Annotated in this window: 13 protein-coding genes; 6 read left to right on the top strand and 7 right to left on the bottom strand. The window is 70.9% G+C overall.

What is annotated here, in order from left to right; genetic code table 11:
* The first annotated feature begins 123 nt into the window (after positions 1-123).
* Genes AB0J69_RS25625 through AB0J69_RS25610 form a run of 4 tightly spaced genes read left to right on the top strand, consistent with a single transcriptional unit; the run spans position 124 to position 3,718 of the window.
* Positions 124-1,398, top strand: coding sequence for a histidine kinase (locus tag AB0J69_RS25625; protein WP_364121937.1), 1,275 nt, complete (start codon positions 124-126; stop codon positions 1,396-1,398).
* On the top strand, positions 1,395-2,075 hold the full coding sequence (locus tag AB0J69_RS25620) for a response regulator transcription factor (protein WP_364121934.1): 681 nt from the start codon (positions 1,395-1,397) through the stop codon (positions 2,073-2,075). Before AB0J69_RS25625 ends, AB0J69_RS25620 begins: the two co-directional genes overlap by 4 nt.
* A 60-nt stretch (positions 2,076-2,135) precedes the next feature.
* Positions 2,136-2,492, top strand: a complete 357-nt coding sequence (locus AB0J69_RS25615) for a hypothetical protein (protein WP_364121931.1) — start codon at positions 2,136-2,138, stop codon at positions 2,490-2,492.
* 11 nt (positions 2,493-2,503) lie between these two features.
* On the top strand, positions 2,504-3,718 hold the full coding sequence (locus AB0J69_RS25610) for a hypothetical protein (RefSeq protein ID WP_364121928.1): 1,215 nt from the start codon (positions 2,504-2,506) through the stop codon (positions 3,716-3,718).
* Positions 3,719-3,938: 220 nt separating this feature from the next.
* On the opposite strand, the gene chrA is transcribed toward AB0J69_RS25610, so the two are convergent.
* From chrA to AB0J69_RS25590, 4 genes are read right to left on the bottom strand one after another with little or no spacing between them, the layout of a single operon-like run.
* On the bottom strand, positions 3,939-5,291 hold the full coding sequence (gene chrA / locus AB0J69_RS25605) for a chromate efflux transporter (protein ID WP_364121925.1): 1,353 nt from the start codon (positions 5,289-5,291) through the stop codon (positions 3,939-3,941).
* 10 nt (positions 5,292-5,301) lie between these two features.
* The gene (locus AB0J69_RS25600; protein ID WP_364121922.1) at positions 5,302-6,486 is read right to left on the bottom strand and encodes an MFS transporter; all 1,185 of its coding nucleotides are present in this window, start codon (positions 6,484-6,486) and stop codon (positions 5,302-5,304) included.
* Entirely contained in the window at positions 6,483-6,914 is a 432-nt protein-coding gene (locus AB0J69_RS25595) for a chromate resistance protein ChrB domain-containing protein (protein ID WP_364121919.1), read from the bottom strand. Before AB0J69_RS25595 ends, AB0J69_RS25600 begins: the two co-directional genes overlap by 4 nt.
* Positions 6,911-7,396: a Chromate resistance protein ChrB gene (locus AB0J69_RS25590; protein ID WP_364121916.1), complete on the bottom strand. Its 486-nt coding sequence runs from the start codon at positions 7,394-7,396 to the stop codon at positions 6,911-6,913. Before AB0J69_RS25590 ends, AB0J69_RS25595 begins: the two co-directional genes overlap by 4 nt.
* 274 nt (positions 7,397-7,670) lie before the next feature.
* Between AB0J69_RS25590 and AB0J69_RS25585 the strand changes: the two genes are divergently transcribed.
* Together AB0J69_RS25585 and AB0J69_RS25580 are read left to right on the top strand one after the other, a co-directional pair.
* Positions 7,671-7,961 carry a hypothetical protein gene (locus tag AB0J69_RS25585; RefSeq protein ID WP_364121914.1) on the top strand — a complete coding sequence of 97 codons (291 nt, stop codon included), beginning with the start codon at positions 7,671-7,673 and terminating at the stop codon, positions 7,959-7,961.
* Complete coding sequence (locus AB0J69_RS25580; RefSeq protein WP_364121911.1) at positions 7,961-8,884, top strand: NAD(P)/FAD-dependent oxidoreductase; 924 nt, start codon at positions 7,961-7,963, stop codon at positions 8,882-8,884. Before AB0J69_RS25585 ends, AB0J69_RS25580 begins: the two co-directional genes overlap by 1 nt.
* Before the next feature lie 48 nt (positions 8,885-8,932).
* Here AB0J69_RS25580 and AB0J69_RS25575 read toward each other — a convergent pair whose 3' ends face one another.
* From AB0J69_RS25575 to AB0J69_RS25565, 3 genes are read right to left on the bottom strand one after another with little or no spacing between them, the layout of a single operon-like run.
* A complete protein-coding gene (locus tag AB0J69_RS25575; RefSeq protein WP_364121908.1) occupies positions 8,933-11,419 on the bottom strand; it encodes a class I SAM-dependent methyltransferase in 2,487 nt (828 codons plus the stop codon).
* Positions 11,406-12,851 (bottom strand): ATP-binding cassette domain-containing protein, encoded by a 1,446-nt coding sequence (locus AB0J69_RS25570; RefSeq protein ID WP_364121905.1) that lies wholly within the window; start codon positions 12,849-12,851, stop codon positions 11,406-11,408. Before AB0J69_RS25570 ends, AB0J69_RS25575 begins: the two co-directional genes overlap by 14 nt.
* Positions 12,848-13,624, bottom strand: coding sequence for an ABC transporter permease subunit (locus AB0J69_RS25565; protein WP_364121903.1), 777 nt, complete (start codon positions 13,622-13,624; stop codon positions 12,848-12,850). The genes AB0J69_RS25570 and AB0J69_RS25565 overlap by 4 nt, the downstream gene beginning before the upstream one ends.
* Positions 13,625-13,658: the final 34 nt, after the last annotated feature.

The following is a 13,658-nucleotide window of genomic DNA, read 5'->3' as shown; positions in this document are numbered from 1 at the left end:
TGTGCCAGTCCTGGAGCAGACGAACGACCGGCTACCGCGATCGCGGTACGCAGGGCCCTACCCCAGGATGATGTGCCCCTGACCTGCGGTGTATAGGCTTGCCGGGTGGAGCGGGCGGGGTGGGTGAGCGACGTCTGGCTCGGTCTGGCGCTGTGTGCGATGGCGGCGGGAGGCCTGGTCACCGGACATGCCTGGCACGTGACGTGGCCACTTGTGGTGATCGTCCTTCTGGCGGCCGTAGCACTGCTCGGGAGGACGGCATGGCCGAGGGTCTCGCTGGCCGTCGCAACCCTCGCCGCTGTGGTGGCCATGCGGGTGGACCTCGATACGTCCGCGGCCGATGTGCTGCTCGGTGCGGTGTTGCTGGTCGCCTGCGGGGTGCGCCGGCGGCGAGTGGGACATGGCCGTGTGTTCCTGCTGGGTTCGTGGCGGCGCGCGCTCGCCGCGATTGTGCCGACGGTGATCGTGGTGGTGGCCGTACCCGCTGATCTCAAGGAGTCGGCTGGCGCGGCAGTGGCGCTGGCCGGGTACGCGGTCGCGGCCTCGAGTAATCGAGTGGCCACCCTGGTGTGGGGGATCGGCGCGGCGGTGGTGATCGCGGGTGGTTCGATGACCGTGGCGCCGACGGTATGGACGGGGCTGGACACACCAGTACCCTTGATCGCCGCCGTCCTGGTGGGGGCGGCGGCTGGAGATGCGGCGCGGAGCCGGCGGCAGATGGTGGCGGCGTGGCAGGACCGCGCCCGTCACGGGGTCGTCCAGGAGCGTTTGCGCATCGCCCGGGAGGTTCACGATCTGGTCGCCCATCACATCGCCGTGATCAGCATGCAGGCGGGCGTCGCCGGACACGCCCTGCATCGAGAGCCGGCGGCCGCCGCCAAGGCGATCGATCACGTGCAGGCCGCCAGCCGTACCGCACTCGACCAGCTAGGGACGTTGCTGAGCGTGCTACGTGACGGTGAGCCGCCGCCGGTGGAGCCGATGGCAGGCCTCGCCGACCTGCCACGCCTGCTTGATCGGTTCGCGGAGGTCGGCCTGCGAGTGGACTACGCGGACATGCCGCCGGACCTGCCCACCACCGTGGATCTGTCGGCCTACCGGGTGATCCAGGAGGCCCTGACGAACGCCCACAAGCATGGGGACGGCCACGCCGGCCTTCGGATATGGGCGGAACACGGCAACCTGAACATCGAGGTTCGCAACGGCATCGGCGCGGGGCGAGAGCCTGACCGTCCATGGTCGGGGTTCGGGCTGAAAGGTCTGACCGAGCGCGTCCAAGCTCTCGGAGGCTCGCTCACGGCCGGATCCGACCGGCGCGACGGGTTCGTACTCGGTGCGAGCCTGCCGATCCGCGCTGACGCCTCGCAGGTCGCCGACGTGACTGGGGCAACCGGATGACAGTGCGGGTCGTGCTGGCCGATGACCAACCGCTGATCCGGCAGGGCGCACGGTATCTGATCGACTCCGCCGATGACTTGTGCGTGGTCGGCGAAGCCGCCGACGGCGCCCAGGCCGTGGAACTGGCCCGTGCGTGCCTGCCTGACGTCGTGGTGATGGACATCCGCATGCCGGGGATGAACGGCCTGGATGCGACGCGAGCGATCACCTCCGACGCCGCGCTTGCCGACGTCCGCGTGCTGGTGCTGACCACCTTCGAAATCGACGAGTACGTGTTCGAGGCGTTGCGCGCAGGGGCCAGCGGCTTCATCGGCAAGGGAGTGCAACCGTACGAGCTCCTCGATGCCATCCGGGTGGTCGCCGGCGGAGAGGCGCTGCTGTCACCTCAGGCGACCAAGAGGCTGATCGCCCACTTCCTCCAGCAGCCCGGCCATGCCAGGCCCGCGCGCGGGCTGTCGCCCTTGACCGAGCGTGAGCTCGAGATCGTGGCCTTGGTCGCCTCGGGCCTGACCAACGCCGACATCGCCGAGCGGTTGCACCTGTCGCCTGCGACGGTGAAGACGCATGTCAACCGGGCCATGATGAAGCTGTCCGCGCGCGACCGAGCGCAGCTGGTGGTGTTCGCGTACCAGAGCGGGTTGGTCAGCATCAGCGCCGGCGTACCGCGCTGGCGGTAGCCTCGAGACGCCGCACGGGGCGGACGCGGATGACAGAGGCCAGCCGACAGCCTGTCAGCCATGACACGCATATGGGCGTTGACAGTCGGGACCGGGTTCGTGGTCGTCGGGGTGCTGCGCTTCGTGGCGCTCCCCGGCGTGCCAGGGTGGGAGACCCCGGAGCCGGTCCATGGGATCCTGCACCTGGTCACCGGAGCACTGTGGCTGGCAGCCGCGCTGCTCCGCCACGGGTGCCATGCGGGACTGGCCACCAGATGGCTGGGAGCGTTCTGGCTGGCCGTCGGCGTCGCCGGTGAGGTGGGCTGGCTGGACGGGGTGGAAGCGCTGGCATTCGATGACGCCATCGTGCACCTCGTGGTCGGCCTGGGTGCGGTCGTCGTGGGCTGGGCACCGGTCCTGAAGCGTTCCCGTCCGTGATCGGCCCTCGCGTGATCGCCGGAGCGGCGATCGCCAATGCCGCATGCTCACTGACGCTCCGGCCGCCGAATACGGTAGGGCATCTCCGGCAGATCATTGCGGAGCTGTTCGCCACCACGGCGGTCATTCTGTTCGCGGCCGCGTTGGTCCTGGCCACCCGGGCCAGATTCCTGGAGCCGCACTTCGGCGGCATGGACCGGATGTATGTCGCGCACCGACGGGTGGGCCAAGCGGGGTTCGTCCTGCTCGCCGCCCATGTCGCAACGATCCCGTGGACCTTGGGCTCACCCGGGGGAACGCCCTCCGGGCTGATCGCCTTCGCCGGGATCACCTTGTTGGTAGCGCTGGCCATCGGCCCCCTGAGCTACGGCACCTGGCGCCGCTCCCACCGCCTCATCGGTGTGTTCTTCGCCATCAGTTTCGCTCACACGCTGCTGGTGGACCAGGCGTCGCGCACAGCGGCGGTGCCGTTCGCCATCCTGATCGGCGCATACGTCGTGGGCATCGCCGCGTTCCTCTACACCGTCCTGGTCGCCCCGTTCGGCCGACCCAGATTCGCCTACGAGGTCCAAACCGTGCACCGCCTGACACCCACCACAGCCGAGGTCATCCTTCGGCCGCGCAAGCACCGGCGGCTGACGTTCACAGCGGGACAGTTCGTGTTCGTGACCTTCCGCCAGCACGGCCTGCGCGAGCCGCATCCGTTCACGATCTCCAGCGCCCCTGCCGAGCAGGCCATCCGCCTGACCATCAAGGCCAGCGGCGACTACACCTCCCGGCTGCGCCTGACCCTGCGAGCCGGCTGCAGGGCCACTGTGGAGGGCGGGTACGGCATGCTGGACTACCGCACCGGCGGGCCACGCCAGCTCTGGATCGCCGGCGGAATCGGCATCACCCCGTTCCTCAGCTGGCTGCGGGACATGCCAGACGACAACGACCGGCAAATCACCCTGTTCTACACCGTCAGGCACGTCGACGAGGCGCTCTATTGGGAAGAAGTCCGCGCCCATGCCGGCACTCATCCAGGGGTACGCGTTCACCTCAACGTGTCCTCGAAATCAGGCACCCTGACCGCAGGCCATGTCCTGGAGGCCGCCGGACAAGACTGCATCACCGACGTCTACATGTGCGGCCCGCTGCCCATGCTGGACTCCTTCTCGCGCGACTTCCGAGCCGCCGGCCTACCGTCCTCGTCCATCCACTTCGAGCGGTTCAGCTTCAGATGATTCGGTCCGACACAACCAGGTACCCGAAGGGCAATTTCTCACCACGAGAACACCCTTCGTTCACCACGGAGAGCCGGAACTCGCAGCTCGGTTCAGCGCCTTCCCGCGGCGCGCCCGCAGACGGTCGGCTCCGCCCCGCCCTCGTTCGACCAAGGCGGCCGAGCCGAACGCACTCCCGACGTAGCAGCTTCCCAGCACAGCGACACAGCCGAGGCGAGCGTCACAGCAGCACGGTGGCCAGGCCGAGCAAGGCGCAGATGCCAAGACTCCGGAGCATCGGCCATTTCATGACAAAGGTCATCACAAACGCTGCTGCGGTGATCGCGAGAGCGATGGGGCTGAGCGTGCTCGCATCCGGCAACTGGATGTCGAACGGGCCTCGATCCCAGGTGAAGGTGCAGGCGAAGAGGGTGTGCCCAGCGAAGTAGAGGGCCAGGTTGGCGATGACGCCGACGACGGCGGCAGTGATGCCGGTCAGTGCGGCGCTGATGGCGGTGTTGTGGCGCAGCCGTTCGACGTAGGGGGCGCCGAGGAAGATGAACAGGAAGCAGGGTACGAAGGTGACCCAGGTGGTCAGCAGGGCGCCGAGCAGCGCGCCCGCCCATGGCGTCAGCGCGCCGGGGTCACGATAGGCGCCGAGGAAGGCGACGAACTGCACCACCATGATCAGCGGCCCGGGCGTGGTCTCCGCCAGTGCGAGCCCGCGCACCATCTCCCCCGGGCTCAGCCAGCCATAGGTCTCCACGGCCCGCTGGGCGACGAAGGCCAGCACCGCGTACGCGCCGCCGAAGGTGACCAGCGCGGTACCGGAGAAGAACAACCCCTGAGTGGTGAACACGCTGTCAGTGCCGAGGAACAGGGCCACCGCGGCCACCGGCAGCCACCAGGCGACCAGCCCCACGGCCAGGACTTTGCCGGCCGAGCGCCAGCTGGGCTGAGCGTGGTGCAGCGCGTCGTCGGGGATCAGCGGTGCCGGACCACCATCGCCGCCGTGCCCGTTCCCCTTCGCGAGAACCTGCGGCGCCATCTTGTGCACCGCCCACCCGATGAGGGCGGCAACGGCGATCACGATCGGGAACGGCACCCCGAACAATGCCAGCGCGAGAAAGGCTGCCACCGCCACGGCGACGAACACCGGGTGGGTCAGCGAGCGCTTGGCGACCCGGATGACGGCCTGAGCGACGATGGCCAGCACCGCCGGGGCTATCCCGGCGAACAGGGCGGTCACCACGCCGGTGTCCTGCCACACGACATAGACGGCGGACAGCGCCAGCAGCGCGAACATGCCGGGCAGCACGAACAACGTGCCCGCGACCAGACCACCACGGGTGCCGTTCAGCAGCCAGCCCACATATATCGCCAGTTGCTGCGCCTCCGGCCCCGGCAGCAGCATGCAGTAGTTCAACGCGTGATTGAAACGCTGCTGGCCGATCCAGCGTTTCTCCTCCACCAGCGTCCGCTGCATGACGGCGATCTGCCCGGCCGGGCCGCCGAACGTCTGCAGCGAGATCAGGAACCAGGCCCGTACGGCCTGCCGGAACGGGATCACATCGCGGGTTGTCTCGGTAGTCATGTCGGCCTCTTCAAGGGGTGTGCTGGTCGGCGGGCAGGCGCACGGATCGGAAGATCCGCCACAGGGTCAGGTCGTAGCCGGTCTTGGCGACCGCCGCGATCAGGAACGGCAGCGCCGCGCCGAGCGGGACGAGCACGCCGGCCAGGGCGGGGCCGGCAGGACGGGTCAGGTAGCGGGCGGTATTGGTGACGGCGGCCGCCGCCGTCCGCTCCTCGGGCGGCACGAGGGCCATCACGTAGGCCTGCCGGGTGGGCACGTCCATGGCCGACAGGCAGGCGCGCGCCAGCAGCAGCGCGATCGCCGCGGACAGGCCGGGTGCCAGGGGCACGGCGGCCAGCAGCAGGTTGGACGGGATGTGGGTGAACACCATCGTGCGCAACAGCCCGACGCGCGCCGCCACCAGCGGCGCGGCAAGCAGGGATGCCGTTTGCAACGCACCGAGCGCGGCGAAGGTGCGGCCGATCGTCTGGGTCGTGGCACCGTGATGGACGCTCAACCAGTAGCCGATGTACGCCTGCACCACGAACCCTCCGGCAAGGCTGTCGACGGCGAACAACGCGGCCAGCCGGGCCACCGGGCCGCGGGAGCGGGCCAGCAGCCGCGGACGGGGCACGCCGGGCAGCGTCGCCGGCGCCTCCACATCGCCGGGCAGGCGGGCGGCCAGCAGAGCACCGCTGACTCCAGCCACAGCCAGGACGCCCCCGAGCAGCCGCCGGTCCGCCGGCAGCGCCCCGAGCAGCGCGCCGGCCGTCCCGGCGACCGCCGCGACCGCGTTGTACAGGCCGAACCCCCGCACGACCTCGCGCTGCGGGCGGCCAGTGCCAGCCAGCATGACCTGCTCCAGCGTGGTGAACGGCCCGGACTCGATCACCTCCACCGACAGGGCGCCCGTCAACGCCACCGCCGCCAGCAGCCACCATGGGGCGCCGACCGCGATGACGACCCCGCCGCAGGCCAGTGCCGCCCACAGCGCCAGGTACGCCCGCCGGCGCCCCATGACATCGCCCCATCGCGCCAGGGCAAGACTGCAGAGGAGGCTGCCCGCCAGGATCGCCGTCAGCATCAGCCCCACCTCGGCAGGCGACAGCCCTTCGGCACGCAGGAGCGCCCCGAACTGGACCGCCGCCACGCCGTAACCGAGCCCGCGCACCGCCTGAGCGACCAGCAGGACGCGAACGACGGCGAGGTCGCTCATGCCGGTTCTCGCCCCAGCAGCATCGCCCGGCGGTAGAACTCGTACAGGCCGTCGAAGACCGGCCCGGTGATCTCCAGCACCAGCGGGTCGTCGCAGATCATCGACAGGCCGCGCAGAATCACATCGAGGCCGGGTGCCTCCGGAGCGTCGAACCGTTCGTCGTCGATGTCGGCCTCGTGCACGAGCTCGGCGATCTTCCACAGCACCGGATCGACCAGGTCATAGCGTCGCAGGATCGTCTCGAACGTGCAGTCACCGCCATGATGCGACAGATCCACGCCCCGCATGTCGAAGGGCGTCGCGTCCTCGGGCACCTTCGCCGGATCGTCGACGAAGACGAACTCCGCGTCGGCATCGACGTGGCGGCGGATCAGCCAGGCGCACGCCGCCCGATCGATGTGCACGCCGCTGCGCGTGGCCCACTTCACCGGCTCTCCTCCGTGACGATGACCTCCTGAGCCAGTGCCCGCACCGCGAGCCGAGCCTCGTCACGCTCGGGCGGCGGGAAGTAGTCGCGACGGCCGATGCGGCGCAACTCCGCCTGCAGTCGCTTGACGGCCCGGGTCCGCTCCCCTGGCCTGGCTTGCGCCACAGCTCCCACCTGCGCGGTCACCGCCCGGTACTCCTCCGCCCTGGCCTGCCGCATCTCCGCCGCGATCGCCTGCTGCTGAGCCTGGCTTCCCGGAGCGGCCAGCCACAGCGTGGTCGTGCCACCCATCTCGCCGATCTCCTCGGCGATCCACTCCAACTGCTCACGGGTACGGGCGTCGGCGGGCAACGCGACCAGTCCGTCCCCCAGTCGCGCCACCCCGAGCCGGTCCAGCTTGCGCCAGATCGTGATCCGCAGCGTGGACGGCTGGCGGGGAATCCGGTACGCCAGCAACACCCACTGATCGATCGCGCCGTTCACAATGCCTCCTCATTGCAACCATCGTTACAGTAACCACGGATACATTTTTCATCAACCCCGTTCGAAGGAATCACGCGCAGCTGGAGCCTTGACGGTCACTCCATTTCATCTCTAGTCTCAAAAAATGGTAATGATTATCAAATTGACTAGAAGGTGAGCGTGACCGACGAATACGAGCGATCCGCAGAGTTCGTCGATGTGACTGCTCGCGCCGCACTGGGCAGGCCTGGATCCGCCGCTGTCAGCGGCACTGCGCGGGACGACCGGCCCGATCGTGGACGTGGGCGCCGGCGGCGGGCACGGCACGCGGGTGATCGCGAACTCGGTGGCCGAAGCGGAGATCGTGGCCGTAGAGCCGTCGATGACGTTGCGGTTCGCGCCCGGCGGCCGGGCTGTACTGAACCTGCAGCCCCCTGGGGCGCCTGTGACGGTGCCGGAGTCCAGGTTCGCCGACGTGCGGATCGGGCGGCGCAGGTACGAGGGGTGGGGCCGCGCCGAGCCGGTGCCCTCGCCCATCGGTCACGTCGAACTAGGCATGTACGTCATCAACGGAGGAGACGCGTGATGTACGAGGTGGTCGTGGTCGGTGGCGGGCCCGCCGGGCTCAGCGCGGCACTGGTGCTGGGCCGGCAGCGGCGACGTGTCCTGGTGGTGGACGCCGGCCGGCCGCGTAACGCGCCGGCCGCGGAGATGCACATGTTCCTCGGCAGGGACGGCGGTTCCCCCGCCAAGTTGCTGGCCGACGGCCGCACCGAGGTGAGCACCTATCCGACGGTCGAGCTCAGGCAGGGGCGGGTGAGCTCGGCGGAGGGCGAGTCCGGCCGTTTCCTGCTGACCCTGGAGGACGGCGAGCGCGTTGAGGCGTCCCGGTTGGTGCTGGCCAGCGGGCTGACCGACGAGCCTGTCGCGATTCCCGGGCTGGAGGAGCGGTGGGGCAGGAGCGTGTTCCATTGCCCCTTCTGCCACGGCTACGAGACGAACGGGAAGGTGCTCGCCGTCATCGGGAACGGCTTCGAGGCGATGCTGGCGGCCTACGTCGCCGATCGATACAGCGACGACGTGGTGCTGTGCACGAACGGCCCGAGCGCCCTGCCCGAACCGGTGGCCGCGGCCGTCAAGGCCCGCGGTGTCCAGGTGATCGAGACGCGGCTGGCGGGCATCGAGGGCGAGCTGGACGCGCTGGCCCTGAGCTTCACGGACGGGACGACGCTGGCGCGCGAGGCCGTCTACCATCGGGCGCCCACCCGGCCGAACACCGACCTGGCCGTTCAGCTCGGCTGCATGCTGCTGCCCGATGGTTGCGTCGAGGTAGACGAGTACGGCAAGACCAGCGTGCCCGGTGTCTACGCGGCCGGGGATGCGGCCCATTTGAAGGCGGTCCCGGATCCGGTGACGTTGGTGGGGCCGAGCGCGGCCGATGGGGTGCGGGCGGCAGTCTGGCTGGAGCAGGAATTGTTCCGTGCCGCGTTGCCGGTGGCGTTGGGCTGACCCCTGCTGACCGGTACGGCGGGCCCGCGCGCCCGCCGTACCGGAGTGTCAGAGCCTCGCCGCGACGAACAGGTGCTGGGCGGGCGAGGCCAGCGGGGAATCGGCCTTCGGAAGTTCGAGGATCGGGCGCAGCCCGGCCTCCGCCAGCTCGGCCGGAAGCTCCCTGCCGGTGAAGAAGACCTTGCCCGTGCCGCCGCGACGGTCGCCGGCACCGAGATCCGGCTCTCCTTCCCTGGGGGACAGCAGGAACTGCATGGTGGCGAGCACCAGGTAGTGCTCGCGGATAGCCTCGGTGACCACTACCAACCCGCCGGGCGCCAGCAGTTCCCTGATCCAGCGCAAGGATCGTCCGGCGTGCCGCGCGCAGTGCAGCACGTTCGCGGCGATCACCAGGTCGGCGCCGCCGCGTGCCGCTCCCTGAGCGACGAGGTCGGCGTTGATGTCCAGCAGGGCGTAGCGGAGCCGGTCGCCGAACCGGTCCTCGGCCGCCATCGTGAAGAATCTGGACACGTCGGTGAAGAGGTAGTCGGCCTTCGCGGCGCCGAGCCCGTCCAGCGCTGCGGCGGTGCTGCCGCCCGCGCCTCCTCCGAGCTCCACCACGCGCAGGGGTTCGGCTCGGCTGACCGCCGCCCGCGCCACGAGGTGCCCCATGGCGGCGTTCAGGTAGGTGTTGCTGACGTTGTTCTGGTCCTTGCTGAGCGAGGTGAGCAGGTCCCCGTCGGGGAACAGCAGCGCCTGGGCCATGATCTCGTCCCGGAGCAGGTCGGGAAGGCGGGCGAGAGCGGTGCGGAAGAAGGTCGCCATCTGTTCGGGATAGCCCAGCTCGGCGCAGGCGCGATCCAGGCTCGCTCCGTCGTCCTGCGCCGGGATGCCGGCGTCCACGACCTCGAACCGGCCGCCGGGATCCCGGCGAACGAGCCCTTCGGTCGTCAGCACCTCCAGCCAGCGCCTGACGATCCATACGTGCCGGGAGGCCACGCCGAGCGTCGCCATGATCTGATCGGCCGTCTGCGGTCTGCCGGGAGGCACGGCATCGGCGATCAGCCTCGTCAGCGCCCGTAGCGCGATCTCGTCGAACCGCCGGACGGCGTGCGGGAGATGCGCGAGTTCGGTGTCCGGCACCGGCTCCGATGTCCTCCGCTCCTGCATGACCGGAATCATGCGTGCGAGGGCGAGGCGCCCGGCCAGATCGGCATCGGCCGCCTCGTGCGTGAGGCTGACGGCGTCGCGCCCGGGGCCGCTGGAGATCTGGGTTGTCAGTTCCTCTGGGATCGGCAGCTCCGCACGCCTGAGCTCTCGGCGGGCCACTTCAGCCAGCCGTGCCCGGGCGAACGCGCCCAGCGGCTCGTGCGGCCGGGCCACTCCCGCCGGCACGTCGGGTGGCATGGCGGCCACCGCGGCCGGAATCGCGACCTGCAGCCCCATGGGTTCGTCCGGGTCGAGCAGCACCACCCCTTCCGTTCCCTCCAGTGTGGCCCGCAGGCTCGCCCCTGTCGGAGCCGATGTGCCGGGGTTGAACAGGCCGTTGGGGATGCCGGCCAGCCGAACGGGTTCGCCTCGGCGCGCCAGCCCTGCCAGTGCGGCCACCGGGTCGGGCCCGAGAGCGTCCCACAGGTGCGTGGTGGCGGGCGGGCTCTGCGGCGGCTCGACGTGCAGCACGGCGTCGAACCGGTATCGGGTCAGCTCGGTGTCGGCCGTGAGGGTCTTGGCGAACAGGCTGATGGTGACCCGCCGGCCCGCGCTCGCGGCCACGGCGGCGAGCGTCGCGGGGTCGAGCAGCAGCTCGGTGTCGGCGGCGGCACGCTGCGCGGCCCGGTCAGCTGATCCGGGTTCGAGCAGGCGGCAGTGCTCGTCGAGCAGTCCCGAGTGGCGTACGTCCCCGACGACCACGGTTCCTCCCGGCGCCACGAGGTCGATGGCGTCGTGAAGTACCGCCGCCAGGTACTCCACGCTGGGGAAACACTGGGTGACGGAGTTGAGCAGAACGCAGTCGGGCCGTTCGCCGAACCGGGCCACGGCGGAGCGCACCGTGCTGCCGTTGATCTCGTGGGCGGCGGCGCGTACGACCGTGACGCCGTCCAGGCCGAGCCCGTTCAGCCGGGTCACGACGTGCTCGGCGATGTCGGTCCCCACGTAGCCCTTGAGGTGGGGGTGGAGGCGGTGCAGCAGCATGCCGGTTCCGCAGCCGAGCTCGAGCAGATGGGCAGGCCGGTGTCGCAGGACCAGTTCGGCGGTGCGGTCGGCCCACTCGGCCATGTGCCCGGCGGGGAAGGGCCGGCCCGTGTCGCTGGCGCGCCAGCCGGACAGATCGAGGTCAGGGCGGTGTGCGCCCTGGCCGGAGCGGTAGGTCCAGTCGTAGACCTCTCCCCAGTGTTCGAGGTGCTCCGCCACCAGGTCGCCGAGCACGGGTGGCCGTCCCGGCTCATGTCGCACCGCCAGCGCCGCGGGGTCGGCCGTGACGACGAGCCCATCTGTGCCGGTACGGTCCACACGGGCGATCCATGGATGGGCGAGCAGGGGTTCATAGGGCGTCAAGAGAAGGCCTCCGGTCGTCGTGATGGGAACAGGGATCGGGGTGCAACCGGCCTCCTTCGACCTGGAGCACGCGGTCGGCGCGGGCGGCCACGGCCGGATCATGGGTGACCGCGAGGACGGCGAGGCCGGTGTCATGGCGCAGCGTGTCGATCAGGTCGAGGACCAGACCGGCGGTGCGAGCGTCCAGGGCGGCGGTGATCTCGTCGGCCAGCAGCACGGCCGGACCCCCGGCGAGCGCTCTGGCGAGGGCGACCCGCTGGCGCTGACCGCCCGACAACGCGGCCGGATAGCGGTACGCCAGCTCCACCGGCAACCCGACGGTGGCCAGCAGTTGGAGAGCCTCCGCGCGGGCGACCCTGCGGGAGAGCCCGCGCAGTGTGCGCAAGGGCCGGGCAAGTGCCGCCCCGACGGTGCGGGCCGGGTTGAGCACGTCGAGGGGGTTCTGGCCCACCAGGGCAAGAGCCCGTACCGCGGCCGGGCTCCGCTCGGTCACGACCCAAGGCAGCCGTTCCCCGGCCACGGTGGCGCGTCCGTGTTCGGCGGGGTGCAGCCCGGCGAGCACCCGCAACAACGTGCTCTTCCCCGAGCCGGACGGCCCGAGCACGGCCACGGTCTCGCCTGACGAGATCGCAAGATCGACATCCGACAACAGCGGTAGCCCACCGGGCGGTTGCGCGATGGTCACCCCACGCACCTCCAGCACCGGCTCGCCGCCCGCTCCCGGTTTCCGGGTCTTCTCAAGACGGACCGGCGTCCGTGGTGCGACGTCGTTCCGCACATCCGGGTCGAGCCGTACGACGTGGTCCGCCAGTTCGCTCACCACTCCCATGTCGTGCGAGACGATGAGCGTCACCGAGCGGCCGTCGCCGCGACGCCGCCGCACCCGCTCCAGGGCCAGTGCGAGCGCGGCCGGGTCCAGTGCGCTGGTCGGTTCGTCCAGCACGAGCAGTTCGGGGTCGGCCGCCAGGGCGCGGGCGAGTGCCACTCGCTGCGCCTGCCCACCCGAGAGCTGGTGGGGGCGGCGTTGACCGATATCGGCGGGATCGAGGCCTACCTCGGCGAGCGCCTGTTCTTCGGCGCCACCGGCGCGCGCGGATCTGGGCAGAGCCTCGCGCACGGCCGCCCGCGCGTCCAGCAGGGGATGCAGCGCGGATGCCGGGTCCTGGCCGAGGAAGCCGACAGTGCGCCGGCGCCAGCGACGCGGAGCTCGTACGGAGGCGCCGTGCCACTCGATCCGCCCGCCCCCGTGCGTCAGGCCGAAGGGCAGCGCACCGAGCACGGCCCGCAGCACGGTGGTCTTGCCCGCTCCGGACGGCCCTACCAGGGCGAGCACCTCGCCGGGTGCGATCCGCAGGTCCAGCCGGTCGACGATCACCGTCCCGGTCCGGTCAGTGACGGTGAGCCCGCGTACGGTCAGGCCGCGCCGGCTCACGAGAGGCCGTCCCGGGCGACGAGGCAGTGGGAGAGTGCCGCCACGCTGCCGGCCAGGACCGCCAGGGCCACCGCCGGGGCGATCGTCGCCGCGGGGTTGAGCCCCAGGCCCTGGAGGTTCTCGCGGAGCATGGCGGCCCAATCCGGCGCGGGCGGCGCGGGTCCGAAGCCGAGGACGTTGAGCGCGGCGGCGAGTTGCACGGCCAGCACCATGCGCTGGCCGAGGTCCGCGCAGACGAGCCCAGCGTGTGCGGGAAGGACTTCGCGCAGCAGTACGGCGCCACCCGTCTCCCCTCGGGACAGCGCCGCCTCGACATAGCCCGCCTGCCTCGCCGCGGCCGTGGCGTCGGCGACCACCCGCAGGGTCAGCGGCGTGCCGCCCAGAACGGTGCCGGCGATCACCGCCGCGGGACCCGGCAACGCCACCACCGCGAGCAGCGCGAGCAGCAGCAAGGGCAGGGCCAGCAGCAGGTCGGAGGCCCCGGCGACGGCGCGCCCGAGCCGTCCGCGGCTCCAGCCCACCCAGAGCCCGCCCGCCACTCCCAGAGCCGATGCCGTCAACGCGGCGGCCAGCGAGGTCAGGGTCAGGTCCCGGCCGCCGGCCAGGACCCTGGCGAGCACGTCCCTGCCCAGCGCGTCGGCGCCGAAGGGCAGCCCCGATGCGACCTCCGCCCATGGGGCCGCCACTATCGCGGCCGGGTCGTGCCCGGCCACCACTTCACCACCGAGCGCCACCAGGAGCACGACGCCGGACAAGCCCCCGAAAACGAGCATGGCGGGAGAGCGGCGCCTGGCCGACGGGGATCCG

Source organism: Nonomuraea sp. NPDC049709 (assembly GCF_040674815.1).
Taxonomy (GTDB): Bacteria; Actinomycetota; Actinomycetes; order Streptosporangiales; family Streptosporangiaceae; genus Nonomuraea.
Note: the sequence above shows the minus strand (reverse complement) of the source record. Positions and strands in the feature narration are given on the sequence as shown.

Bases quoted from the DNA above. Each gene is read 5' to 3' on its own strand.
- AB0J69_RS25620 (WP_364121934.1), top strand. From the start codon at position 1,395: ATGACAGTGCGGGTCGTGCTGGCCGATGACCAACCGCTGATCCGGCAG.
- AB0J69_RS25615 (WP_364121931.1), top strand. From the start codon at position 2,136: ATGACACGCATATGGGCGTTGACAGTCGGGACCGGGTTCGTGGTCGTC.
- chrA (WP_364121925.1), bottom strand. From the start codon at position 5,291: ATGACTACCGAGACAACCCGCGATGTGATCCCGTTCCGGCAGGCCGTA.
- AB0J69_RS25600 (WP_364121922.1), bottom strand. From the start codon at position 6,486: ATGAGCGACCTCGCCGTCGTTCGCGTCCTGCTGGTCGCTCAGGCGGTG.
- AB0J69_RS25580 (WP_364121911.1), top strand. From the start codon at position 7,961: ATGTACGAGGTGGTCGTGGTCGGTGGCGGGCCCGCCGGGCTCAGCGCG.
- AB0J69_RS25565 (WP_364121903.1), bottom strand. From the start codon at position 13,624: ATGCTCGTTTTCGGGGGCTTGTCCGGCGTCGTGCTCCTGGTGGCGCTC.